General features: G+C 49.6%; 23 protein-coding genes and 3 tRNA genes. 7 read left to right on the top strand and 19 right to left on the bottom strand.

Annotation, left to right across the window (positions count from 1 at the left end):
- Positions 1–9: 9 nt before the first annotated feature.
- The 13 genes from flgK to ACO05E_RS01900 all read right to left on the bottom strand — a co-directional run bounded on the left by flgK (position 10) and on the right by ACO05E_RS01900 (position 15614).
- The gene (gene flgK / locus ACO05E_RS01840) at positions 10–2991 is read right to left on the bottom strand and encodes a flagellar hook-associated protein FlgK (protein WP_419811306.1); all 2982 of its coding nucleotides are present in this window, start codon (positions 2989–2991) and stop codon (positions 10–12) included.
- 13 nt (positions 2992–3004) lie between these two features.
- Positions 3005–4117 carry a flagellar assembly peptidoglycan hydrolase FlgJ gene (flgJ, locus tag ACO05E_RS01845; protein ID WP_419811307.1) on the bottom strand — a complete coding sequence of 371 codons (1113 nt, stop codon included), beginning with the start codon at positions 4115–4117 and terminating at the stop codon, positions 3005–3007.
- A gap of 146 nt (positions 4118–4263) precedes the next feature.
- Complete coding sequence (locus ACO05E_RS01850; RefSeq protein ID WP_419811308.1) at positions 4264–4566, bottom strand: hypothetical protein; 303 nt, start codon at positions 4564–4566, stop codon at positions 4264–4266.
- Complete coding sequence (locus ACO05E_RS01855; RefSeq protein ID WP_419811309.1) at positions 4563–5663, bottom strand: flagellar basal body P-ring protein FlgI; 1101 nt, start codon at positions 5661–5663, stop codon at positions 4563–4565. Before ACO05E_RS01855 ends, ACO05E_RS01850 begins: the two co-directional genes overlap by 4 nt.
- 26 nt (positions 5664–5689) lie before the next feature.
- Entirely contained in the window at positions 5690–6370 is a 681-nt protein-coding gene (locus ACO05E_RS01860) for a flagellar basal body L-ring protein FlgH (protein WP_419811310.1), read from the bottom strand.
- Between the two features lie 8 nt (positions 6371–6378).
- Complete coding sequence (gene flgG, locus ACO05E_RS01865; protein WP_419811311.1) at positions 6379–7164, bottom strand: flagellar basal-body rod protein FlgG; 786 nt, start codon at positions 7162–7164, stop codon at positions 6379–6381.
- A gap of 27 nt (positions 7165–7191) precedes the next feature.
- Positions 7192–7938, bottom strand: coding sequence for a flagellar basal-body rod protein FlgF (gene flgF, locus ACO05E_RS01870; RefSeq protein WP_419811312.1), 747 nt, complete (start codon positions 7936–7938; stop codon positions 7192–7194).
- 311 nt (positions 7939–8249) lie between these two features.
- The gene (locus ACO05E_RS01875; protein WP_419811313.1) at positions 8250–11906 is read right to left on the bottom strand and encodes a flagellar hook-basal body complex protein; all 3657 of its coding nucleotides are present in this window, start codon (positions 11904–11906) and stop codon (positions 8250–8252) included.
- Between the two features lie 32 nt (positions 11907–11938).
- Complete coding sequence (locus tag ACO05E_RS01880; protein ID WP_419811314.1) at positions 11939–12733, bottom strand: flagellar hook assembly protein FlgD; 795 nt, start codon at positions 12731–12733, stop codon at positions 11939–11941.
- A gap of 10 nt (positions 12734–12743) precedes the next feature.
- On the bottom strand, positions 12744–13190 hold the full coding sequence (gene flgC / locus ACO05E_RS01885; protein ID WP_419811315.1) for a flagellar basal body rod protein FlgC: 447 nt from the start codon (positions 13188–13190) through the stop codon (positions 12744–12746).
- Positions 13191–13192: 2 nt separating this feature from the next.
- The gene (flgB, locus tag ACO05E_RS01890; protein WP_419811316.1) at positions 13193–13591 is read right to left on the bottom strand and encodes a flagellar basal body rod protein FlgB; all 399 of its coding nucleotides are present in this window, start codon (positions 13589–13591) and stop codon (positions 13193–13195) included.
- Positions 13592–13827: 236 nt separating this feature from the next.
- Positions 13828–14649 (bottom strand): CheR family methyltransferase, encoded by an 822-nt coding sequence (locus tag ACO05E_RS01895; RefSeq protein WP_419811317.1) that lies wholly within the window; start codon positions 14647–14649, stop codon positions 13828–13830.
- A 38-nt stretch (positions 14650–14687) separates the two neighbouring features.
- Positions 14688–15614 carry a chemotaxis protein CheV gene (locus tag ACO05E_RS01900; RefSeq protein WP_419813644.1) on the bottom strand — a complete coding sequence of 309 codons (927 nt, stop codon included), beginning with the start codon at positions 15612–15614 and terminating at the stop codon, positions 14688–14690.
- 182 nt (positions 15615–15796) lie between these two features.
- Between ACO05E_RS01900 and flgA the strand changes: the two genes are divergently transcribed.
- From flgA to ACO05E_RS01935, 7 genes are all read left to right on the top strand, one after another.
- Positions 15797–16444: a flagellar basal body P-ring formation chaperone FlgA gene (gene flgA / locus ACO05E_RS01905; RefSeq protein ID WP_419811318.1), complete on the top strand. Its 648-nt coding sequence runs from the start codon at positions 15797–15799 to the stop codon at positions 16442–16444.
- 63 nt (positions 16445–16507) lie between these two features.
- Positions 16508–16840 (top strand): flagellar biosynthesis anti-sigma factor FlgM, encoded by a 333-nt coding sequence (gene flgM / locus ACO05E_RS01910; protein ID WP_419811319.1) that lies wholly within the window; start codon positions 16508–16510, stop codon positions 16838–16840.
- A gap of 14 nt (positions 16841–16854) precedes the next feature.
- Entirely contained in the window at positions 16855–17325 is a 471-nt protein-coding gene (locus ACO05E_RS01915) for a flagella synthesis protein FlgN (protein ID WP_419811320.1), read from the top strand.
- A 70-nt stretch (positions 17326–17395) separates the two neighbouring features.
- Complete coding sequence (locus ACO05E_RS01920; RefSeq protein ID WP_419811321.1) at positions 17396–18136, top strand: flagellar brake protein; 741 nt, start codon at positions 17396–17398, stop codon at positions 18134–18136.
- A gap of 40 nt (positions 18137–18176) precedes the next feature.
- A tRNA-Arg gene (locus tag ACO05E_RS01925) sits at positions 18177–18252 on the top strand.
- An 85-nt stretch (positions 18253–18337) separates the two neighbouring features.
- Positions 18338–18414, top strand: a tRNA-Pro gene (locus tag ACO05E_RS01930).
- A 2-nt stretch (positions 18415–18416) separates the two neighbouring features.
- A tRNA-Arg gene (locus ACO05E_RS01935) sits at positions 18417–18493 on the top strand.
- A gap of 217 nt (positions 18494–18710) precedes the next feature.
- Here the strand turns inward: ACO05E_RS01935 and ACO05E_RS01940 are convergent.
- The 6 genes from ACO05E_RS01940 to rpmI all read right to left on the bottom strand — a co-directional run bounded on the left by ACO05E_RS01940 (position 18711) and on the right by rpmI (position 23522).
- Entirely contained in the window at positions 18711–19070 is a 360-nt protein-coding gene (locus ACO05E_RS01940; protein ID WP_419811322.1) for a MerR family transcriptional regulator, read from the bottom strand.
- Positions 19048–19353, bottom strand: coding sequence for an integration host factor subunit alpha (gene ihfA / locus ACO05E_RS01945; RefSeq protein ID WP_068656304.1), 306 nt, complete (start codon positions 19351–19353; stop codon positions 19048–19050). Before ihfA ends, ACO05E_RS01940 begins: the two co-directional genes overlap by 23 nt.
- A gap of 1 nt (position 19354) precedes the next feature.
- Positions 19355–21781 (bottom strand): phenylalanine--tRNA ligase subunit beta, encoded by a 2427-nt coding sequence (pheT, locus tag ACO05E_RS01950; RefSeq protein ID WP_419811323.1) that lies wholly within the window; start codon positions 21779–21781, stop codon positions 19355–19357.
- A gap of 24 nt (positions 21782–21805) precedes the next feature.
- Positions 21806–22810 (bottom strand): phenylalanine--tRNA ligase subunit alpha, encoded by a 1005-nt coding sequence (pheS, locus tag ACO05E_RS01955; protein ID WP_255859904.1) that lies wholly within the window; start codon positions 22808–22810, stop codon positions 21806–21808.
- 139 nt (positions 22811–22949) lie between these two features.
- The gene (rplT, locus tag ACO05E_RS01960; protein WP_068435564.1) at positions 22950–23303 is read right to left on the bottom strand and encodes a 50S ribosomal protein L20; all 354 of its coding nucleotides are present in this window, start codon (positions 23301–23303) and stop codon (positions 22950–22952) included.
- A gap of 24 nt (positions 23304–23327) precedes the next feature.
- On the bottom strand, positions 23328–23522 hold the full coding sequence (gene rpmI / locus ACO05E_RS01965; protein WP_068658711.1) for a 50S ribosomal protein L35: 195 nt from the start codon (positions 23520–23522) through the stop codon (positions 23328–23330).
- Positions 23523–23602: the final 80 nt, after the last annotated feature.

Below are 23602 nucleotides of genomic sequence, written 5' to 3' on the forward strand. Positions count from 1 at the left end.
TCTCTACGGTTAACGGAAGGTGCTGATTAACGTATCAAACACATCCCGTGCCACCTGAATCACCTGGGCACTGGCGTTGTACGCCAATTCAAACTGAATTAATCGTGACGCTTCTTCGTCGAGGTTAACGCCGGAATTACTGCTCACCGAGTTCTGAGTGTTATTCAGCAGTACATCACTGGAGTCACGGTTAATTTGAGCTCGGCTGGTGAGAGAGCCGATATTTTCCACCAACCGGGCATACGATTCGGAATAACTGGTATTACCGGAAACAGTATCGGCATTTTGTAATGCGGATAACGCCCCACCATTACGACTGTCGGAGGTGCCATCTTCGTTAAACTCAATGGTAAATTCATCGCCCGCTTGTGCCAGGCCTTCGATATCAATATCAAAACCAAAGTGAATCGGTTCACCCACCGGGTTAGCAGGAAACAGGTTATTCCCCGGCGGAGCAATTTCCAGACTGAAGTTCGGGTCAGTGATTACCTTAACCTGTCCACCCATGGCGATTTTTGAAGAACCATTCACACCAGTGGCACGCATATCAAGACGATTCTGAAACTGAATATTGCCCTTTTCAGTAATTTCGACATCAATATTACCCGGCAACACCACACCCGATGCTTCAATTTCTGCACGGATACCGGCCAGCAAAGCTGCACCGTCGTCATAGGTATCGGTCAGTTCAAGATTAAAGCTTCCCTGCCCCGGTACATCAAACTCGTAGGTAAACGGCCCACCCACTGAAAAGTCATAACCATCAACTTCGTTCAGTAGGGTAAATGGATTTTCGCCGGTGGCCGTGAGGCGAATATCCTCACCATTACTAACGGCAAAACCATCACCTAAATCACCGGTGATTTCAAAATCAATATCTTCACCATTGAGCGCAATAACGGTTAACGTGCCACCGTCACTGCGGGCTACAATACCTAAGTCCTGAAATTCGCGGTTAGCATTAATCCGGTCTGCTAAAAAATTAGGGCTGATTGGTTCTGGTACGGTTGCCGGATAATCCGGATCGTATTTGGTTTGATTTGGCCCCAGTGTATCCGTCAGATCAACACCGTTCATCGACAACCGCAGAGGTAAAAAGGGATTACTGTCCTGAGTAAAGTTGCTCAGTTCAACCGTTGTCCGGGCACTGGCTTCAACACCTTCACGCTTACTTAATTCGCTGGCAATTTCACGGGCACTGGCATTTTCACGGGTAATTAATGTGGGTTGTTCCTGCACAAACCCGGTTGCCGGAACACTATTGGTGATATTAATACGTTCCGGGAAAAAGCCATTCGCGGCATCCACAATCGGCGCCGGTAATGGTGCCTGAAACACCGTCCGGTTTGGCAACACACCACCAAAACTGGTAAAGGCTGTTTTGCCTTCATCTCCTGGTAAAATGGAATTACTGATGCCTGGGGTATAACTCTGATTCATTAACGGCGGAAATAACGGAATCGGATTACCCGGGTCAGTATTATCCAGTACATCGTACGTGGTCGGCGACGTAAAACGAATCAGAATGGGTGGATCCAGCTCACCTTCGTTGGCGAGATACGGCGTATCGGCATCAAACACAACCCCTGGGGAAATGGTGGCCGAACCCCGGTTACCAATGGCGGCATCGGTTGAAATAGGTGATGCCAGAGCCACTTGTTCTGCCCGGGTTAAATTTACCTCAACCTGAGAAGAGCCCATGCGGGTCGGCATAATCAGGAAATCATCGCCATGCTGAAAGCTGCCGCCTTCTAAACGAATTTCAAATCCTTCTATCTCAATGCTTTGTGGGAAAGCACCAGTCAGTGATTGAGTCGTCAGCAGTTCGTTATCACTCAGGCGGGTAACACGGAATGTCTGGTCATCAGGGCCGGGGAAACTCAGTTGATAATCACTGGTCGTTAACGCATTGGAGTCGGTAATGTGTACCGTTAACTCCCGATCATCCGGGTCAGCATTACTGGCATTACCAAAGGCACGGGAAGAGACATTAACCGGTGAATTCACGCTTTCAAAAAAGTCTTCGCCTTTCAGGCCATCGAAATCAATCCCTAAACGATGTTGTTCATTAAAGGTTTGTGTAATCGCCAGTGCAGTCCGCCCCAAACCATTCAATGTTGGGTCCAGCACTTCACGACGGAAATCCAGTGTGCCACCTAACTGACCGCCAGTAATTTCACGGCTGATATTCTGTACTACTTCACCACGGCGGAAAAAGATATCAAACCGCGACGGATCACCTTCGCCGTTACTGGCAAACACTTCGTTATAATCGTTACCAATCACCAGCGCCTGACCATTACCAATAAACACGTTCAGTCCGGCGTTATCCTGCTGTACCACATTCACTTCAACCAGCTCGGATAATTCTTTCAACAGCTGGGCGCGTTGATCAAGCAGGTCGTTGGGTTCATTACCCTGGGCGCTGGCCGTGGCAAACTGGATCTGTTCATTCAATTCGGCAACCGCTTCACCAATGGTGGAAATTTGCCCGGCAATGACCTGCATCTGACCATTAATAATCTGGTTCTGCTCCACCAGACGATCACTGATTGAGGAAAAACGATCCGCCAGCCCCTGAGCTTCTGACAGCAAAACCTCCCGGGCCGGTAACGATGACGGATCATCGACTGTTGCCTGTAAAGCACCAAAGAAACGTTCCATGCCTGGCTGCACACCAGTACCCGGATCGGCCAATAAACTGTCTATTTGTCCGGCATTGGCTGCCAGCGTATCAAACTCATTAAACGTCGAGGTATCACGACGTAACTGTTCATTCAGAAATTCATCATAAACCCGGCGAACTGAGGCAACAGACACACCATTACCTACCCAGACACCACCAATAAACTGAGGATTATTTTCAGTGAAGTTGACTTCCTGGCGGCTATATCCCTCGGTGCCGGCGTTGGTAATATTATGGCCGGTAACGGTTAATGCTGTTTGATGTACCCGTAATCCGGAAATACCAACCTGTAATAAATTTGCCATGATAATTTCCTGATTATTGCGCCGTCGCCGGTTGCAGTTTATTTAGCGCCTGCAACAAGGTATCACTGCCGGATACCCGTTTAATTTTTTCGCCATACGCCGGGTCGGTTGCATAACCGGCTTGCTGCAGAGCATGGCCATACTGATCACCAGCCAGACCTTTACCAACCGCCTGCTGATAACGCTCACCGGTTTGCAGGAAGCGGGCGTAATCGTTTAAACCGGCCTCAATGGATTCATAAGCACGGAAATCCGCCCGCTCATTTACCCGCACACCACTGCGGTATTCATGGGTAACAATATTGACGCGACTGCCCTGCCAGCGCTGGTCAGCCTTAATACCAAAAAAGTTAAAACTGTTATTGCCTTGTTCATCAGCAATCATATGTTTACCCCAACCGGTTTCTAACGCGGCCTGAGCAACAATGGCTTTGGGATCAACATTTAACTGCTGACCAACTTGCTGCGCATGAGGATACAAAGCGGCAACAAAATCGGTTGGAGTGGCAAACTGTTGCCCTTTCACGCCTTTGCCAGACGCTGCGGCATTTACTGTTGGCGTACCGGAGAGTGTTGATGTACCGGACTGCGTTGCTGTATCAGAGTCTGTTGATTGCTGCTCAATCTCGGCCAGTGCATCATCCACTTTCTCAACCGTGCGCTGCAGGCTGGAATAGTGGCGACGTAATTCCGAATGATTAATTTCAGGACGAGGTTGTGGCTTGCCGTTGGCATCGACACCAGAACCCGTGTTGTAGTTGCTTAACATCTGACGATAAATCACGTCCGCCAGTCCGGTGCTCTGAGAAGCAGACAGCGACAAGGTGATCTGATCGTCGTACATATTTTCGTAAAAATCGGATTCAGAGGAGGAAAACAGCGAGTCTTCTTTAAACACCTGGTTGGCATCACGCATGGACGACAACATCATTTTCAGGAACATGGATTCAAACTGCTTAGCAACTTCCATTAACGCCGCACTTTTATCCTGCTTGCCCAATTGACGAATGCTTTGTAAGCCATTCACATCGGTATAAACATTAGCCGCATCATGTGCGATACGTGGCGTCGCAATCGCGTGGGTGGGAATCCCGGATGGCGCTGAATTGGATTGTTGTAAAAGCATAATTATCTCCTCTACAACGGAATATGCAGGATGTTTGCCAACTATGATTTATATGTAAACCAGCAAAAAAATACCCACACCAGCAAGCTGGTGTGGGTATCTATTTTGTTAGGAAGTGCTGTTATTAAAAGATGGGTTATTCGGTGTTACTGCCCGGCAATTTTAGCGTACTGACTAAGATTACGCTGGCCACGCATTTGCCGCCCAATGTCTTTTTGCTCTTGCTCCAGTTCGTTCAGCAGTGTTTGTTCAACGCTTAATAATTCTTCCAGGAATTTTTGCTGCTCATTGGTCAGGCTGATCAGATCATTCATTTCGCTGAACCACTCCTGCAGTAACCGGTTACGCTCATCAATCAGTTCACTGACACCTTCGCGAACGCCCTGGCGCACCAGCGTCTGAATTTCCAGCGACTGATTTTTGATCCGGGCAAATTTATCAGGATTCATATCACAATTAACTCCGCTTTTAACGCACCGGCTTGTTTCATGGCTTCCAGAATTGCCATTAAATCACCGGGCGCTGCGCCAATTTCATTGACGGCTTTCACAATATTATCGAGCGAAACACCCGGGCCAAATTTAAACATCCGGCTGTCGCCACCATCATCAATATTAATATTGGTTTCCGGTACAACGACGGTATCACCATCAGCCAGCGCATTGGGTTGTTCAACATTAAAATCTTCAGTAATAGTGACTACCAGATTACCGTGAGTAACGGCGACCGGTTCAATCATCACATTCTGTCCCATCACAATAGTGCCGGTACGGGAATTAATAATGATCTTCGCTCGTTCACGACCGGTTTCAATTTCGAGGTTTTCAATAATGGATAAATAACTGACACGTTGAGTCGTATCCCGTGGCGCACTGACACGCACCGAGGTTGCATCAATCGCTTCTGCCGTACCCGGCCCTAATAAATCATTAATTTTATCGACCATGGAGCGGGCCGTGGTGAAGTCCGCCTGATCAAGGTTAAAAATCAGGCTGTCGCCCCGGGCAAAGTTGCTGGGTACCGCACGTTCAACCATAGCACCATTCGGAATACGGCCAACACTGGGAACATTGACGGTAATACTAGAGCCATCATTACCTTCAGCGCCAAAACCACCCACAATTAAATTGCCCTGAGCCACGGCATAAACGTTACCGTCTGCGCCTTTCAGCGGAGTAAAAACCAGAGCACCACCACGCAGACTTTGTGCATCCCCCAGAGAAGAAACCGTCACATCAATACGCTGGCCGGGTTTAGCAAAAGCGGGTAACTCGGCAGTGATGGTGACAGCGGCGACGTTACGCACCCGCGGATCAACGCCCGGCGGCAATGTGATGCCAAACTCGGTGATCATATTACGGAAGGTTTGTGTGGTGAACGGGCTACGATCACCGGTACCATCCAATCCCACCACCAGACCATAGCCCACCAGCTGGTTACTGCGCACGCCGGAGATACTGCTGATATCTTTAATACGTTCGGCCTGAGCCCAGAATGCAGTAAACAGGGTGGCAAACAGGGTCGTGAGTAAGAGTAAATTTTTCATGCTGCTAACCTCAGCCTAAACGGCCGTTAAAAAGGCCACCACGGCGAATTAAGAATACGATCGCCCAAACCCGGTTTGGTTGAATTATTCAGCGTACCACGACCACCAAATGAAATTCTCGCATCCGCCACTTTGCTGGACGACACCATATTATCCGGCGAAATATCTTGCGGGCGAATCATGCCGGTAATGCGGATATATTCGTCGCCTTCACTCAGAGTTAACCATTTTTCACCGCGAATTTTCAGAATGCCATTGGGCATAATATCGGCAACCGACACGCTGATTTGCCCGGTTAAACTGTTGGAGCGATCGGCCTCACCGGTGCCGGTAAATTCTTTTTCGCTGTCATAGTCGGTGGATAAACTGACATTACGCCATCCGGGTACCATGCCAGCAATGGTGGTTGGGGTAATCACCGCACTGGAGTCTTTTTCCATGACGGTTTCGGCGGATTTACTGGAACGATAACTTTCATCAAATTCAACCGTAATAATGTCACCCACACGCCGGGCTTGTTGATCGGTAAAAAAGCCATTGGTATACCCCGGATTAAATAACGAACCACTAACACTCGGCGGCGGCTGCAGGCTCTGTGCTGAAACCGGAGCAAATTTCGGATCATCCGGGTAAACATCCGGCTCAAAAGGAACGGATGTACATGCCGTCATGACAGAAATTGATGATAATGCGATAAGCTTTTTCATAAATCCCCCTACACGTTCTGCGCCAGGAACTGCAGCATGCCATCAGCTGCAGATACAACTTTGGAATTCATTTCATAGGAGCGTTGGACGGTGATCATTTTCACCAACTCTTCCACCACTTCCACATTGGATTTTTCCAGTGCGCCTTGTTCAATACTGCCAAAACCATCTTCTGCCGGCGTACCATTCTGCGGTGCGCCGCTGGAAGCGGTTTCCAGGAAAATATTACCGCCGGTTGATTCCAGACCCGCCGGATTAATAAAGTCTGTGGTTTCAATTTGCCCCAGCTGCTGAGGGTTTGGATCACCGTTAATGGTGATTTGAACAATACCGTCTTTACTGACGGTAATATTATTGGCCTGTTCCGGAATCGTAATTTGTGGCTCTAATGGGTAGCCATTTACATTCACAATGGTGCCTTCATCATTGATATGAAAGGTACCGTCGCGGGTGTAACCAATATTGCCGTCAGGCAGCGTAATCTGAAAAAAGCCACGACCATTAACCGCTAAATCCAGTGCCTGGTCGGTTAATTCCAGAGAACCTGTGGTAAAGATTTTTTGTGTGCCCGCAGTTCGGACACCGGTACCCACCTGCAAACCCGAAGGCAAACGGCTATCAGCCGATGAGTTGGCACCTGGCTGACGCTGAATCTGATACAACAGATCTTCAAATACCGGACGATCTTTTTTAAATCCAGTGGTGGCAACGTTGGCCAGGTTATTGGAAACCGTTGACAGCGCCAGATCCTGAGCCTCAAGGCCGGTTTTGCTTACCCACAATGCTGGTAACATAATTTATTCCTCTCGTTCAGGCGCGGATCATTGCGCGGATAAAATCTGAGTAGCCGCCTGATCATTCTCATCGGCTTTTTTCATCATTTTGACCTGCATTTCATACTGACGATTAATCGCAATCAGGTCGGTTAATTCTTTAACGGCGTTGACGTTACTGCCTTCAATAAAGCCATTCACCAGGGTGATATTCGGATCGATGGGTGCTTGCTGTACCGCCGGATCACGGAAGCGGAATAAACCGTCTTCACCTTTTTCCAGCAAAGCCGGATCCGGGTTCACTAATTTCAGTTGTACCGGTTCTGCTACTGCCGTTGGTGCTTCACCACGTGGCTGAACGGTGACAATGCCTGCGCGGCTGATTTCAATTTTTTCAAACTCCGGTAATGTCACCGGGCCACCATCACCCAGCAGCTGCAGACCATTGCCGTTTAATAAACGTCCATTGGGATCAACACTTAAATCCCCGGCACGGGTATACGCTTCTTCGCCATTCGGGCCTTGTACTGCAAACCAACCTGCCCCTTCGATGGTAACATCCATACGGCGGCCGGTTTCGATCAGAGGCCCCTGGCGAAAATCACTCGCCGGGCGCTCAACCATGGCATACGCCCGGGTTGGGAAGTGTTCGCCAAATACACCCATCGCGCGGCTCTGAGCATAATCAGCACGGAAGCCAGTGGTGTTAACGTTGGCTAGGTTATTGGCACGTGCACTTTGGTTCAGGGTATTTTGTTTCGCACCTGACATAGCGATGTAAAGAGCACGATCCATAACAAAACCTCAAAAACGGTGATTGGTATTCTGATAGGGATAATGCAGCGTACGTGCCAACTAGGTTTTTTCTTTATATTTCAAAGATTTAAGGTAAAAAGGAAGGATTTTTGACGGGAATTGCGGCAACTGTTCCGTCAAAGCAACGGAAGGGAGTTGCCGCTTGATATGTGCGGTAGCTTTGACAATAAGGGAATAGCTTGAAAACAGCAGCAGGAGCTGCGTGCCCATCACCGAGCCATGGATGGCGATTGTGATGGGTGTGACTCAAGCTATTTCCTTGTTGTTATCAATGGAAGTTATTCAATCAATTAGATCTGCAGGATGGTCTGCGTCACCTGATCTACCGTCTCAATGGTTTTCGAGCTGGCCTGGAAGTTTCGCTGGGCAATAATCAGCCCCACCAATTCTTCCGACAGGTCTACGTTCGAGTCCTCCAGTGCAGAAGACCGAATCTGACCAAACGAAGCCGTTCGTGGTGAGCCAATGGTTGGCACTCCCGATTCAAACGACTCAGCCCAGGCCGTATCACCTTGCGGTGTCAGCCCTTCGGGGTTGCGGAAATTCCCCAAAGCAACCTGACCTAATGTCTGCGCCTGACCATTAGTGAATCGGGCGAAAATAATCCCTTCACTATCGACTTCAAGGCCGGTTAAACGCCCGGTTGAGAAACCATTCTGGTTCACTTCGTTCACCGAGAACGGACTGCCAAACTGAGTAGAGCCCGTCAGATCAATCTGGAAGTTGGAGTTGGTTGGTGGCTCCGTTAACGGCAGCCCTCCCTCCAACACATTCACCGAACCAATCGCCCCGTTCGGGTTACCATCGGCATCCACCGGATCCCAGTTGGTGATAAAGATATCGCCGGTTGCTTCGGTATCCAGCGTACCATCCTGATTAAAGAACAGTTCCTGACGGAAGCGAGTCGGTTCCAGATTTTGCGGGAACGGCAAAGTTGCGTCCGGGTCACCAACATCCTGACCATCAATCTGAACGTACATGGCCCACAGGTTCTGCTCATTCGGGCGATTCGGGTCGAGCGGCTCTTTGACAAAGAACTGCGTCATCACGTGAGGATTACCCAGACTATCGAAAATGGTGGTCGATGTAGCGTGGTTGTACGTATCCTGATCGGTCGGGTCGAACGCATTCAGAGTAAAGGGAGTAAATTCATCCGCAGTCAGAGCGCCAAAGATACCTGAAACAACCGGTTCCGGATTACTCAGCGTGAAATTTTCATTCAGGGTAAAGGTCACCACACCACCAACGGCTGCCGCGGTATCAGCAGTTGACGTACCACCCAGAACCACAGGGCCGGTATTGGGGTCACCCTGAACCACGATGGAGTCGGTAACCACCGGGCTGTTAATTTCCAGACGAATATCACGACCGATATCATTGGTAATAATCAGATCACCGGCATCATTGGTTGAAGCCGTAAAGGCTGGCAGTGTTGTGCTGCGCAGCGAGTTAATTTCGTCAATCAGATCCGGAACGGCCGTTGACGTTAATGCCTGACCATTCAGTGTTAAACGCAAATCATTACCCGGAGAGTTAATACCAGCTAACGGAATATTCATGGTAGTCACGGCTGAGGTAGTGACACCCGGCTGCTGATTAAAAATAGAAACAATTTCATTCGCTTCAGCATTTTCCGGAATCGTGATCACGGTTTCATTACCGTCCGGATCCGTCAGCGTGACCCGCTGTTCCGGATATTCATTACTGACACCAGCAATACCCGTAGTCAGCAGACCGGCGTTATCCGGATCAACCTGCAGCAAACCAAATAAGTCACCTGCAGAGATATCCGGGCCACCCGCGGTGACATCACTGATCGAAATAATCGACGCCTCACCGGTTTGTGTCGCAACCAGGCGCAACTGGAATTCAGGCGGAACGACACGCGGTTCAATTTCAGCCGCTTCAGCACGTACGCCAATAAAGTTATCGGCATCCTGACTGTTTAGCTGGCGGTTAATACTGGCTGCCAATTGCTGCACCGAACGATATTCTTCATCCAGTGAAATCAGTACCGAACCACTGCGATTATCATTATCCGGAGCCGGTACGGTCAGATTTATACGGAAACTGTTGGTACGATCGACTTCATCACGCCCCGTCACAACAAAAGTGCTATCCAGCCCTAATGCCGTTAATGCCTGAGGCTGAGTCGTGGTCGCGGTAAAGGAGACGCCTTCGGTCGAGCCGGTTTGAGTATTGGTGAATACCAACTGCCCCCCCACCGAATCAACACTTACTTTTCCGGCAATACCGGCCGCACCAATAAAGATATCAATCTGCTGCTGAATCGCGACAGCCAGGTCATCCAACGATGCATACGCGGCTGGCGGAATGGTGATGGTGAATGGACCACCACCGTTACCAGTGCTGCTGGTGACTTCCAGCTGGAATTCGTTATTCGCCAATACCGGTTCAACACCACCGTTAAAGCGATTGCTGGCTAAAAAGCCAATACTGCTCAGATCCAGATTGTTCGAGCCCGCGGTATTATCAGCGATCTGAACAAAGTCGCCTCGTCCGGCGGCACTGCCCGGTACCGTCGGTGGCCCCTGTACCTGAAACTCCAGTCGGCCTGCATTATTAACCGCCAACACTTCTTCGTTACCGGCACCGGCGGTGGCAGTAATCTGAGCATTAATCAGGGTTAACATATCCGCCTGATTCAAGGTGTTAAAACCAGAAGCCGGTGGCGCACCCACACCAAACTGGGTCTCCCAGGCAGCCTGGCTGATATTAATCGGATAAGTGGCGCCGGTTTCGGTAGCGATGGTAAAGGCCAGAATATTACCGCCACCGGTGGTGACATCCAGCGTGCCGGTAATATTATCGGCGGTTAAGACTGCAAACTGACCCGGGTCACTGGCAACAATATTTAATGGCGGTGTTGAAGTGGTTCGGGTGGTGGTGGACGTTCCCGGAATGCTACGGAAGTCCGCCGTCAGCGGGTTAGAACCAACAAATAAACGCGACCCCTGAGTACCCGGAGCTACGGCACCACTGGCACCAAAAGCAGTATCCCAGGCGGCGGTATTGGAGATGGTAAAACTGGTGCCATTGGTGGCGTTATAACCTGCCCGGGTCAGCACCAGCTCACCGGTACCGGTAATTTGTCCGGCACGAATTTGCTGAGAACCCAACGTGGTGTCCAGTGCATTCTGAATATCCGCTAACACATCAGCCACGGTACTACCGGCCGCTACACCCGCCAGCGTCACCGTTTGTACACCACCACCCTGTCCCAGATCGATATCCAGAGCAATTGCACCATAGCCCGCCGTTGCCACTGCCGCCAGGTCGGTACCAAACGCCACCTGAGCCGGAGCACCCGCTGTAGTGGGCTGCCCGACAGTAGCCAGCGTGGTACTGGTGTCATTGATAATACCGGAGTCTGCTGCGGCAATGGCCAAACCATTCGATACCAGTCGCTGCCCCTGTTCCTGCAGTACACTCTGACCCGCATCCACGTTCACAATGGCAGAAACCAATGACGTTAAACGCGGAGGCTGGTTGGCAACCTGAATCTGAATATCGCTTAATACGCCGTTTACCACACCGTTGGCATTGGCTTCATAGCCCTGTAAACGTGCACCACTGTTGGCAACAACAAAGCCATCCTTATCCAGTGAAAAAATACCGGAACGAGTGTATGAAACTGAGCCACGATCATTCAGTACAAAAAAGCCATTGCCATCAATCGCCATATCCAGTGCATTTTCAGTACCACTGATATTGCCCTGACTGAACTGCTGGCGCACGTTATCAACCATCACCCCACTGCCAACCGGCTGTACACCGGTACCTAATAAGGTGGTGGTATAAACATCTGAAAATTCTGCCCGGGATTCTTTGAAACCCGTGGTACTGGCGTTCGAAATATTATTACCACGTACTTCCAGGTCGGTAGAGGCAGCACGAATCCCACTTAAACCAATATTAAAAGCCATATTTTGTCTCCTGCCGGATATCTGCGCCTAAGTTACGAACTCAGAACCTGTTTAATCTGATCCATTCCCGCTTTCTGACCACCAGTCAGATTCAGTGTCACCTGGCCATTCGGGCCCATGGTCACACTATCCACACGAGAACTCATTTCCATGCTCAGCTGCTCAGTACTGCCAGCGATGCTGGCATTCAGACTGAATTTGTATTCACCTGGCGGATAAGGAAGTGCAATTTTGTTGCCGTTGTCGTCGGTTACAAATTCACCATCGTCATCTTTCAGATATTCCTGACGGTTTAGTTTGCTGGCATCAAAATCCACCACTTCACCATCCACCAATAAATTCAAACCATCCCAGCGCACAGACATTGGCCCTTCGCTGCGATTGCCCAGGGCAAAGCGTTCCAGCAACTGACCATTTTCATCTTCAATCCGCAGCTCCATATTGCTGGCGCTGCTTGGAATTTCGGTATAACCACTGACAATGCCGTTACGCAGCAATAAGCCATTTTCATTGCCTTCAACAATCACATTCTGACCAACCAGGCTGGAGGCCTGTAACGCCGTTGTGGAGCTGAATCGGGAAGACAAACCTTCTGTGGTGTCATTCAGCTGACCAATACCTTCAACAGTTGAGAATTGCGCAAGCTGCGCAACAAATGCCTGGTTATCGGTTGGTTCTAACGGATTCTGGTTTTCTAACTGAGCCACCATCAATTCCAGAAACGCATCACGACCTAACTCATTATCAGTATTCTGGGTGTTTTCTTTGTTATTGTTCTGGTATTGCTCCAGTACCTGAGCGGAATCGCCAACGTTATTTACATTCATAATCGGCTCCTTACTGACCCAGTGTTAATGTGCGCTGCAACATTTGTTTGGCGGTTTTTAACACTTCAACATTCATCTGATAGCTACGTGATGACGACATCATATCGGTCATCTCTTCCACCACATTAACGTTGGGGTAATACACATAACCATCTTCATTTGCCATTGGATGATCGGGCTGAAAACGTGGCTGCAGCGGCGCATCTTTTTCAACAATACCCTTCACCTGCACACCAATACCGGTACTGCCGGTGAGCTGTTGAAACTCACCACGCTCATTAACCGCCATAAATTCTTTCTGCATTACCGCAAACCAGGGCTTACGTGCCCGGTAGGTTTCTTCCACAGAGCTTGATGCACTTTCAGCATTGGCAATATTACTGGCGGTTGTATTAAGTCGGATGGACTGGGCATTCATGCCGGAACCGGCGATATCAAATACATTAGTTAACGACATGATTATTCTCCCCGCAGCGCGTTGCGCATGCCTTTGAAACGACCACTGAGAAACTCAAAGGTGGTGTCATAGTCCAGGCTGTTTTTGGCAAATTGTGCTTTCTCAATCTGGCTGTCCACGGTATTGCCATCAATCGACGGTTGGGTTGGATTGCGATACAACAAATGCTCATCCACCCGGGCGCGGCCATTCAGATGACCTGAGTGTGTTTTCTCAACTGATAAACTGCTTTGTGCTTCGACCTCACCCGCCAGTACCGCACGGAAGTTAATATCACGCGCTTTAAATCCCGGTGTGTCGGCATTTGCCAGATTGTTTGCCAGAATTTCTGCTCGGGCGGCACGCAATTGCAAAGCGTCTGCGTGTAGTCCTAGTGCATTGTCAAAGTTGATGGAAGCCATGTTGTTGCCATTTGCCGGTTATCTCACTTGCAATACACTCAGCAAACACAATGCCAACTACAAAAAACCTTTATTTTCAGCAACTTATAGATTTTTAAGCGGTAATAAACCGGCAATAACCGAGAGGAACCTTGCCGCTGCGGCAAACGAACGGCAAATAAAAAACCGCCCATGAAAGGCGGTTTTGAGTGATCGTGATATAACGATAAGGGAGCCAGAAGTTACTTAGTCCAGAGTCATTTAGCCCGATAAATAATGCCCGGGTGACACTGAACCATTTCATAATAGTCCTGCAGATTATTCATCGCTTCTGACGCACCCAGCATCAGGTAACCACCAGGATTCAGCGATGCATGCATGCGCTTGAGAATATCCAGCTTCAGATCCGAAGAAAAATAAATCAGCACGTTACGACAAAAAATAATGTCAAATTTCCCCAATAACGAGAAGTTCTGCTGCAGATTTTGTGGTCGGAAATCCACCCGGCTTTTAATTTGTGAGTTAATCGTCCAGCTGTCGTTTTCATCCGGAGAAAAATACGCTTTCAGATATCCATCACTCATACCACGGCGAATCGCCAGTTGCTGATATTTTCCGGCTTTGGCAGAGGCCAGTGCCGAAGGTGAAATATCGGTTGCAACAATCCGCTCACCCGCAGGCAAAGCCCCCGGGTTCTTACGTTTATATTCTTCAATTTCAATACTGAGCGAATAAGGCTCCTGGCCGGTGGAACAAGCCGCCGACCAGATTTTAGGTGCTCGCCGTTTAGCCGCCAATTCAGGCAACAGTTTTTCACGAAAGATACGATACGGGTGATCATCCCGAAACCACAAAGTCTCGTTGGTTGTCATGGCATCAACAACCGATTCCTGCAGTTTCTTATTGGCGGTCATTTTTTGCATCAGGTCTGAGAAGGTAGCCAGAGATTCCCGCTCCAGTAAACGCCGCAGGCGGCTGGTTACCAGGTACTCCTTGCCTTCTCCCAACATAATGCCACTGGAACCTTCCAGTATTTGCCGGAACTTTTTGTATTCGTCGGCCGAGATGGTAAGCGTCATTCTTTACCCTGCATTTCCATTGATATCGCGGTTCTGCATTAACTGTAACTGTCGATACGCAAAGCAACCTGCTCTGCCAGAACATCCGGATCAAACTTGGCAATAAAGTTATCCGCCCCGACTTTCTCCACCATGGCTTTATTAAACACACCACTCAATGATGAATGCAGAACGATATGAAAATCACCCATACGGTTATCACTGCGAATGCGTGATGTCAGGGTATAACCATCCATCTCCGGCATTTCGATATCCGAAATCAACATCATGTATCGGTCAGACAGTGACTCACCGCCTTCAACGATCCCTTCCAGATGCTCCCAGGCCTCTTTGCCGTCGTTCAGTGCCACAACCTCAACACCCACGTGCTCCAGACAACGGGTAATTTGTTTACGCGCAATTTTAGAGTCGTCAACAATCAACACCCGCTGAGTTTGTGCCGCTTCCTGAACTTCTTCAGAAATCACACCTTCACTGATTTCTTCATTGATTGGCGCAACTTCCGCCAGGATTTTCTCCACATCAATGATTTCAACCAGCTGCTTATCCACCTCGGTGACCGCCGTCAGGTAATGGTCACGACCTGTACCCTTCGGTGGTGGATGAATCTCTTCCCAGTTCATATTGACGATGCGTTCAACGCCAGCCACCAGAAAGCCCTGAGTTTTACCGTTGTATTCGGTAATAATCACAAACGTATCGTCCAGCGTCGGCAGCGGTGCATTACCCGTTGCCATGCTCATATCCATAATGGGTAACGTACCCGAGCGGATGTGAGCCACACCACGCACAACCGGGTGACTGCCCGGCAAAATGGTCAGTTCCGGGCATTGTAAAACTTCCCGGACCTTAAACACATTAATGCCGTATATCTGCGCCCCATTTACACGAAACAACAGCAACTCCAGTCGGTTTTCACCAACCAGCTGCGTTCGTTGGTTTACGGTGTCGAGAACACCTGCCATATCAAACTCCTGAGCGGGTTTTTCCATAATCCGGCACAACCTTTGCTGAGACCTCTGATAATTCAACAAATCGTCAGAAAATTGCCGGATTTATGACACAAAATTTCAACAATAGATTGAGCATAGTCCAGAACCTGAAAATTGGTCGGTTATTTCTGTTTTTTTTGCTGTTGGCTTGCTCCATGAGCCACCTCGCTAGCGCAGAACCGGCATCAGGCTGGCGTGCGGTTCTGGAAGGTGAATTGCTGCAACGCTGGCAGGCGCTGGCCAATAATGATTCAAGTACCGCCATTAGCCTGGTCGGAGTTCGCGATGATTATCAGCTGCCACGCTGTCAGCACCGGCCGGACATACGCACATTAAAACCGTTACAACCGGGTCGTAACGGAGTCGAAGTGGGCTGCAGCAAACCGTATTGGCAGCAGCACTTTGCCATTCAGCTGCATGTTTATCAGGAGGTCGTCACTCTGCGACAGGGGTTACGTAGTGATGCCCTGATCGAAGCCGATGATATTCATTTAAGTCGCCAGGACATCGGCACACTGAACAAAGGTTTTTACACCGCAAGCCAGGATGTGATTGGCCTGCAGATTAAACGCTCTTTGCGCCCCGGCACCATCCTGAACCCGGACATGCTGGAATTACCCACATTGGTGAAACGTGGCCAGCACGTTTCAATTCGTCTGAAGCGCCCTGGCATTCAGATTGAAATGGACGGTACCGCACTGGCCTCTGGCCATCAGGGCAAACGCATCAGAGTACGTAACAATCAATCGCAAAAAGTCATCAGCGCCGTGGTGATCGCGCGTGATTTAGTACAAGTGCAATAAAATTTCAAAAAATTCCTAAAGTTCTAACTTTGGGAGCCGATAACACCTATGCAGGAGTGTATAATGGCTATTCAGCTCGGAGATTTAGTGATGAACATTAACAAATTTACCGGAGGCCTCGATAATCATGCGAGGACCCGGAATGAACCCAGCAAAGCCCCCGTCAGCCCGGAACCACAAACTCAGGCAAAAGACAGTGCCGGCTTTACTGATCAGGTAAAACTCAGCGCCAGCAGTAAAAGCATCCAGCAGATTGAAGCGGAAGTACGCAGCTTACCTGACGTTGATGACAGCACGGTCGAGCGCATTCGCAATCAGATTGAAAGTGGCGAATATAAAATCGACTACCAGAAACTGGCAGGAAAAATGCTTGATTTTGAGGAGCGTTTAAACTGATCCTGTGAGGGCACATGCCTGACATTAGCACTACCTTTGCTCAACTTCTGACTTCCGAGCTGCAGGCAACGCAAGCCCTGCATCAGTTACTTGAGCAAGAACTGGCGGCTTTCAGCAACCGAGAGCTGGAGCCGCTAGCCAATCTCCATAAGCAAAAATCCCAGTGTTTATCCCAGCTCCAGTCACAATCCAGACAGCGCCTGGAATGGATGACTGAGCAACAATTACCACACTCCAGAGAATGCCTGACCCGGCCAGAGTTTGCCGCTGACGACCAGATACAACAGGTGTGGCAACAACTGGCCAGCAGCTATGAAGCCAACCAGCGCATCTCCGAAGTATTATCCGAAATGGTATTAAAAGCCCGAAAACGGACAATAGATCAGCTCAATATCTTGCGCGGCAAGCAGAATGATCCACAATTATACAGTGCGACTGGAAAAACCCGGGGACTGAATCGCGGTTCCGGCTATACCAGCGCCTGAGCGGCAGGCATAAACCTGCCCAGCAATAAAAGCAATAACGTATCAACGCAGTAACAGATCGGACCTTTCAATGGCACAGGAAAGTAATCAGGAATACATTCTGACCGCACCCGAAGACATTTATGGCGCATTGCGGAAAATCGTGGTGATGGAGACTCCCGTCCAGATTCGTATTGAGAGCCAGCAACACACCTTCCGCTCAGCGATTACCCAAACCGATCTCAAAAGCCGCAGCTTCTTTATGGATCAGGTCACGCCGGAAGAAGGTAATGATCTGATTCGCCAGGGCAACCGCTACAGCGTCGAATGTGATTCTCAGGGTGTACGGATTGAATTTAAAGTCACCGGGCGAATGAAATACAGTGCCGCCAAAGAACAGTACCGGGTCGAGTTTCCGGAAAGCCTGCTATACCTGCAACGCCGGACGGCTTACCGGGTTATGGTGCCACCGGCACACAACATACGCCTCAAAGTTCAGATGCCAGACGATGAAGGCAATATCCTCGGTACTCTGCAGGATCTTTCCTCCAGTGGCTTTCGGGTCAAAATTAACGGCAATGTTAAAAAACGCCTGGAAGAAATCCGTAACTTTCCGGTCGCCAAAGTTCGCTTCAATCAGGAGCATTATATGGACTGTTCTCTGGAAGCTCGCCACGTGATTCTGGACGACCAGGGCAATACCCATTGTGGTTTTGCCTTCACATCCGTTTCAGCCACTGCCCAGCGCTATATCGACCGCCTGATTACCGAATTCCAGTGGGAAGAACGCCGCCTGAAGGAACAGCAGGAGTCCGAAATTGGTGATGTCTGAGCATGACAACTCAACACCAACGTATTAGAATCCGCGCAGTCTCCTCATAGTTTAACCGGATAAAACTGCTGCCTCCTAAGCGGCTGATCGGGGTTCGAGTCCTCGTGGGGAGGCCATTTGATCGGATAGAGAAAAGTATTCACTTTTCAGACACTTAGGTTATACTTCTGCCCTTCTGAATAACCATGTCAGAAACTTCATCGGGATGTAGCGCAGCCTGGTAGCGCACCTGTATGGGGTGCAGGTGGTCGGAGGTTCAAATCCTCTCATCCCGACCAATCCGCCCGTAGCTCAGCTGGATAGAGCGTCGCCCTCCGGAGGCGAAGGTCAGAGGTTCGAATCCTCTCGGGCGGGCCACTCTTTCGAACTCTCCCAAATACTCCGCTTCATTTCCTTACTGAATTGTTTTTCTGAAATTCATCTTCAGCCTGATGTGGATGAGAACCTCTGGTAGGTTCGACTCGTAGTGAGCTTGCGAACGCAGAGAACATTAGCGGAACGACGATGGGCCGCAGGCCGCAAGTAATCCTCTCGGGCGGGCCATTCCAAGACGTTGTTATATCAACAATAGCGCTTATTCTGGCCTGAGCAGCTCTTCGAGTTCTTTCAGCTCACTGATCATGCTTTTGATCAAGGCTTTATCCATCGCGACGGCACCATCATCACCTTCATCACTCAGGCGCTGGCGAGCTCCACCAATGGTGTAGCCATTTTCATAAAGCAAGGTGCGAATTTCACGGACGAGGATAACGTCCTGGCGCTGATAATAGCGGCGATTGCCGCGGCGTTTCACCGGGCTTAATTGAGGAAATTCCTGTTCCCAGTAGCGCAGTACATGTGGTTTCACATCGCACAGCTCACTGACCTCACCAATAGTGAAGTAGCGCTTGGCAGGAATGGGGGGAAGTTCGTTATTGTGGCTCGCTTCCAGCATAGGCTTCTACCCGGATTTTGAGTTTTTGCCCCGGCTTAAACGTCACCACACGACGTGCGGAGATCGGAATCTCTTCACCGGTTTTTGGATTACGGCCTGGTCGTTGGCTTTTATCACGCAAGTCGAAGTTGCCAAACCCTGACAACTTCACTTGTTCGTTACGGCTCAGGCTACCGCGGATCTCATCAAAGAAGAGATCCACCATATCCTTTGCCTCACGTTTGTTCAGACCAAGATCGTCAAACAGTTTTTCTGCTAATTCTGCTTTGGTCAGAGCGGTCATGCTAACCCCTTAGCGTTGCTCCCAAACTTTGTTCAAGGTGAGCGAGCACAGCGTTCACTGAATCGTTCACTTCGTCGTCAGTCAGAGTGCGCGAAGGATGCTGCCAGGTCAAGCCCAAAGCCAGACTTTTTCTATCAGGATCAATACCTTTGCCAACATAAACGTCAAACAGGTTGAGGTTTGTCAGATATTCACCGGCTTGCTCACGAATCGCAGCAAATACCGCTTCAACTTGCTGTTCCTGCTTCACAACCAGTGCCAGGTCACGACGCATTTCCGGGAATTTAGACAATTCGCCAAACACAGGAACGGCTTTCTGTTGAATCGCTTCCTGATCCAGCTCCACCAGATACACGGTCTGCTTCACACCTACTTGCTTTTGCAGACTTGGGTGAATAGCACCAATCCAGCCAACTGGTTTGCCGTTTTTCTCGATACGAGCGGTCTGACCTGGGTGCAGTGCCGGATGTTGCGCCACAACAAACTTATACGCCTCTGCCTCACCGGTACGAGCCAATAGAGTTTCAACGTCACCTTTTACATCGAAGAAATCGACCGCTTCATCCTGGGCACTCCAGGACTGAGGTAAACGTGTACCACAAACCGCTAAGGCCAGAGTTGGTGTCTGAATCAGCTCACTCTTACCATCCACAACCGTTGGCACAAAGCGCAAACCGGTTTCGAATAAACGAACACGCGGTTGCTGGCGTTTCAGGTTGTGAGAAACGGCACCGACCAGGCCCGCCCACAAGTTAGTACGCATCACTGACATTTCGGTCGAGATCGGATTCAGCAGCGCCAAGCCTTCAACCTCAGGGTCCATGGCTTTCTGCATCTTAGGATCAACAAAGCTGTAAGTGATCGCTTCCTGATAACCACGAGCAACGAGCTGACGACGCAGATCTTTGATCGTCATTTTTGCTTCTGGCATGGTCGCCAATGGCGTGTGTGCTTTTGGCGTACGAACCGGCAAACGGTTGTAACCGTAAATACGCGCCAGCTCTTCAATCAGGTCGGCCTCAATCGCCATATCGAAACGATAGCTTGGTGCTTTTGCACTCCAGCTAACATCGTCGCCAGAACCGTTAACACTCACATCCATACCTAAACGGGTCAGGATTTCAGTAATGTCTTCCTGCGCCATTTCCAGACCCAGAACCTGCTTCACACGGCGGTTACGCAGGGTGATATCGGCTGCAACCGGCAGATCTTTTTCGCTTAACGCTTCAACGATTGGGCCTGGTTGACCGCCACAAATCTCAATCACCAGCGCAGTGGCGCGCTCCATGGCGTTACGTGCCAGTTCATAATCGACACCACGCTCGAAGCGGTGGGAAGAATCGGTGTGCAAACCGTAAGAACGGGCACGGCCAGCAATGGTAATTGGGTTAAAGAACGCCGCTTCTAACAACAGATCCTGAGTTTCGCCATTCACACCTGAGTGTTCACCACCCATGATGCCCGCAATCGCGAGTGCTTTATTATGGTCAGCAATCACCAGGGTATTGTCTTTTAATTCGACTTCCTGACCGTCTAACAAGGTCAGTTTTTCGCCCTGCTCAGCCATGCGCACACGAATGCCGCCATCAACCTTAGCCAGATCGAATGCGTGCATCGGCTGGCCTTGTTCCAGCAGAATGTAGTTGGTGATATCCACAACCGGATCAATCGAGCGAATACCACTACGGCGCAGTTTCTCCACCATCCATAATGGTGTTTCTGCTTTAACATTTACGCCTTTAACAATACGGCCTAAATAACGTGGACAGCCTTCGGTGGCCGTTACTTCAATTGAGGCTTTATCGTCAATCGCCGGAGCAACCGCTTCAATCACCGGGCCCTGAACGTCAGACTTACTTAATACACCCACTTCACGCGCCAGGCCTGCAATGCTCAGGCAATCGGCGCGGTTGGGGGTTAAGTCAACTTCGATGATTTTGTCGTCCAGATCCATGTATTCACGGAAATCCTGACCCACCGGAGCGGACTCAGGTAATTCCATCAAGCCGTCAGAGCTTTCCGCCATGCCCAGCTCTTGTTCGGCACACAACATACCGAAGGACTCAACGCCACGCAGCTTGGCTTTTTTGATCTTAAAGCCTTTACCATCTTCAGTCGGCAACACAGCGCCAATTTTGGCAAAAGGAATTTTCAGACCTTCACGCACGTTGGCAGCGCCACATACGATCTGGAAGGTTTCCGTGCCATCACTCACCTGACACAGGCTTAACTTGTCGGCATCTGGGTGTTGTTCACGGCTAACCACTTGACCAACCACAACGCCGCTAAAGTCACTGGCAACGTCTTCAACGCCATCAACTTCTAAGCCCGCCAGCGTGACCTGGTCACACAGCTGCTGAGTATCCCAGGCGCCTTTTTCATCATTCGGCTGCACCCACTCGCGCAACCACTGTTCACTGAATTTCATAAGAGTGTCCTCTGGTTGCGGGTGTTAGTTAAACTGCTGCAGGAAACGCAGGTCATTTTCGAAGAATAAACGCAGGTCGTTTACGCCGTAACGCAACATCGCCATACGTTCAACACCCATACCAAAGGCAAAACCACTGTATTGCTCAGGGTCAATGCCCACGGCTTCAAATACTTTGGGATGAACCATGCCGCAGCCGCCGATTTCCAGCCAGCCACGCTTAGTGCCTTCCGGAGTCTCAACAATCCACTCGATATCAATTTCAGCAGACGGTTCAGTAAACGGAAAATAAGACGGACGTAAACGCACTTTGACATCACGCTCAAAGAAAGCCGCCATAAACTGCTCCAGTGTGCCTTTTAAATCGGCAAAGCTGATGTCTTTATCGACCAGCAGACCTTCCACCTGATGGAACATCGGTGAGTGAGTCTGGTCGTAATCGCAACGATACACACGACCCGGGCAAATGATACGAATCGGTGGCTGTTGCGCTTCCATAGTACGTACCTGAACCGGTGAGGTATGGGTACGCAGCAGCGTGTGGGCATCAAAATAGAAGGTATCGTGCATGGCACGTGCCGGGTGATGCGATGGAATATTTAATGCCTCGAAGTTGTGGAAGTCATCTTCCACTTCCGGCCCTTCTGCCACCTGGTAACCAGCACCGGCAAAAAAGCTTTCAATACGTTCCAGAGTGCGGGTAACCGGATGCAAACCACCGGTTTGAGCAGCACGACCAGGCAGAGTGATATCAATGGTTTCACTCGCCAGCTTGGCATTCAGCGCTTCGGTTTCCAGCGCTTCTTTGCGTGCATTAATGGCATTCTGTACCTGGGTTTTGGCTTCGTTGATAACCGCACCAATTTTCGGACGATCTTCCGGTGCGACATTACCCAGGTTTTTCATCAGGGAAGTGATTTCCCCTTTTTTACCCAGAAACTGAACCCGGACCTGATCCAGCGCAGCAACATCTTGCGCTTCTTCAACGGCACTCAGGGCTTGTTTTGTCAGGGCTTCGAGGTTTTCCATGTTGGTTTCCACGTTGCTTATTGGTAATAGCTTCAAAATGACAAAAAAATAGGGGAATGAACGAATCCACTCCCCTATTTCACAGGCTTCAGAAGTCTGAAACCTGCCTGGCAAACCGCTTCACGGTTTACCGCCGAAATTACAGGCTGGACTTGGCTTTTTCTACCAGAGCCGCGAACGCTGCTTTTTCGTTAACTGCTAAATCAGCCAGCACCTTACGGTCAATTTCAACAGTTGCCTTTTTCAGGCCATTGATGAACTTGCTGTAAGACAGACCGTTCTGACGAGCACCCGCATTGATACGAGCAATCCACAGTTGACGGAACTGACGCTTACGCTGACGACGGTCACGGTAAGCGTACTGACCCGCTTTAATAACCGCTTGTTTAGCGACGCGGAATACACGGCTACGAGCACCGTAGTAACCTTTAGCCTGCTTCAGAATTTTTTTGTGACGACGACGAGCGACAACACCACGTTTTACACGAGCCATAATTTATCTCCTGAACAGTACCGATTAAAGGTTAGGTAACATACGCACAACCAACTTTTTGTCGGCAGCGTGTAATTGCAGCATTGGACGTAAGTGACGCTTACGCTTAGTGCTCTTCTTGGTCAGGATGTGGCTACGGTGAGCCTGACGGTGCTTGAAACCGTTCGCAGTCTTTTTGAAGCGCTTAGCTGCGCCACTCTTAGTTTTGATCTTAGGCATTTTTAAACTCCAACGTTATGGTGCGTACAGAAACTAAGACCCTGTACATACACCTACCTGACTGGCAGACCTGCCATACA

Source organism: Bacterioplanoides sp. (assembly GCF_965226395.1).
GTDB lineage: Bacteria > Pseudomonadota > Gammaproteobacteria > Pseudomonadales > Oceanobacteraceae > Bacterioplanoides.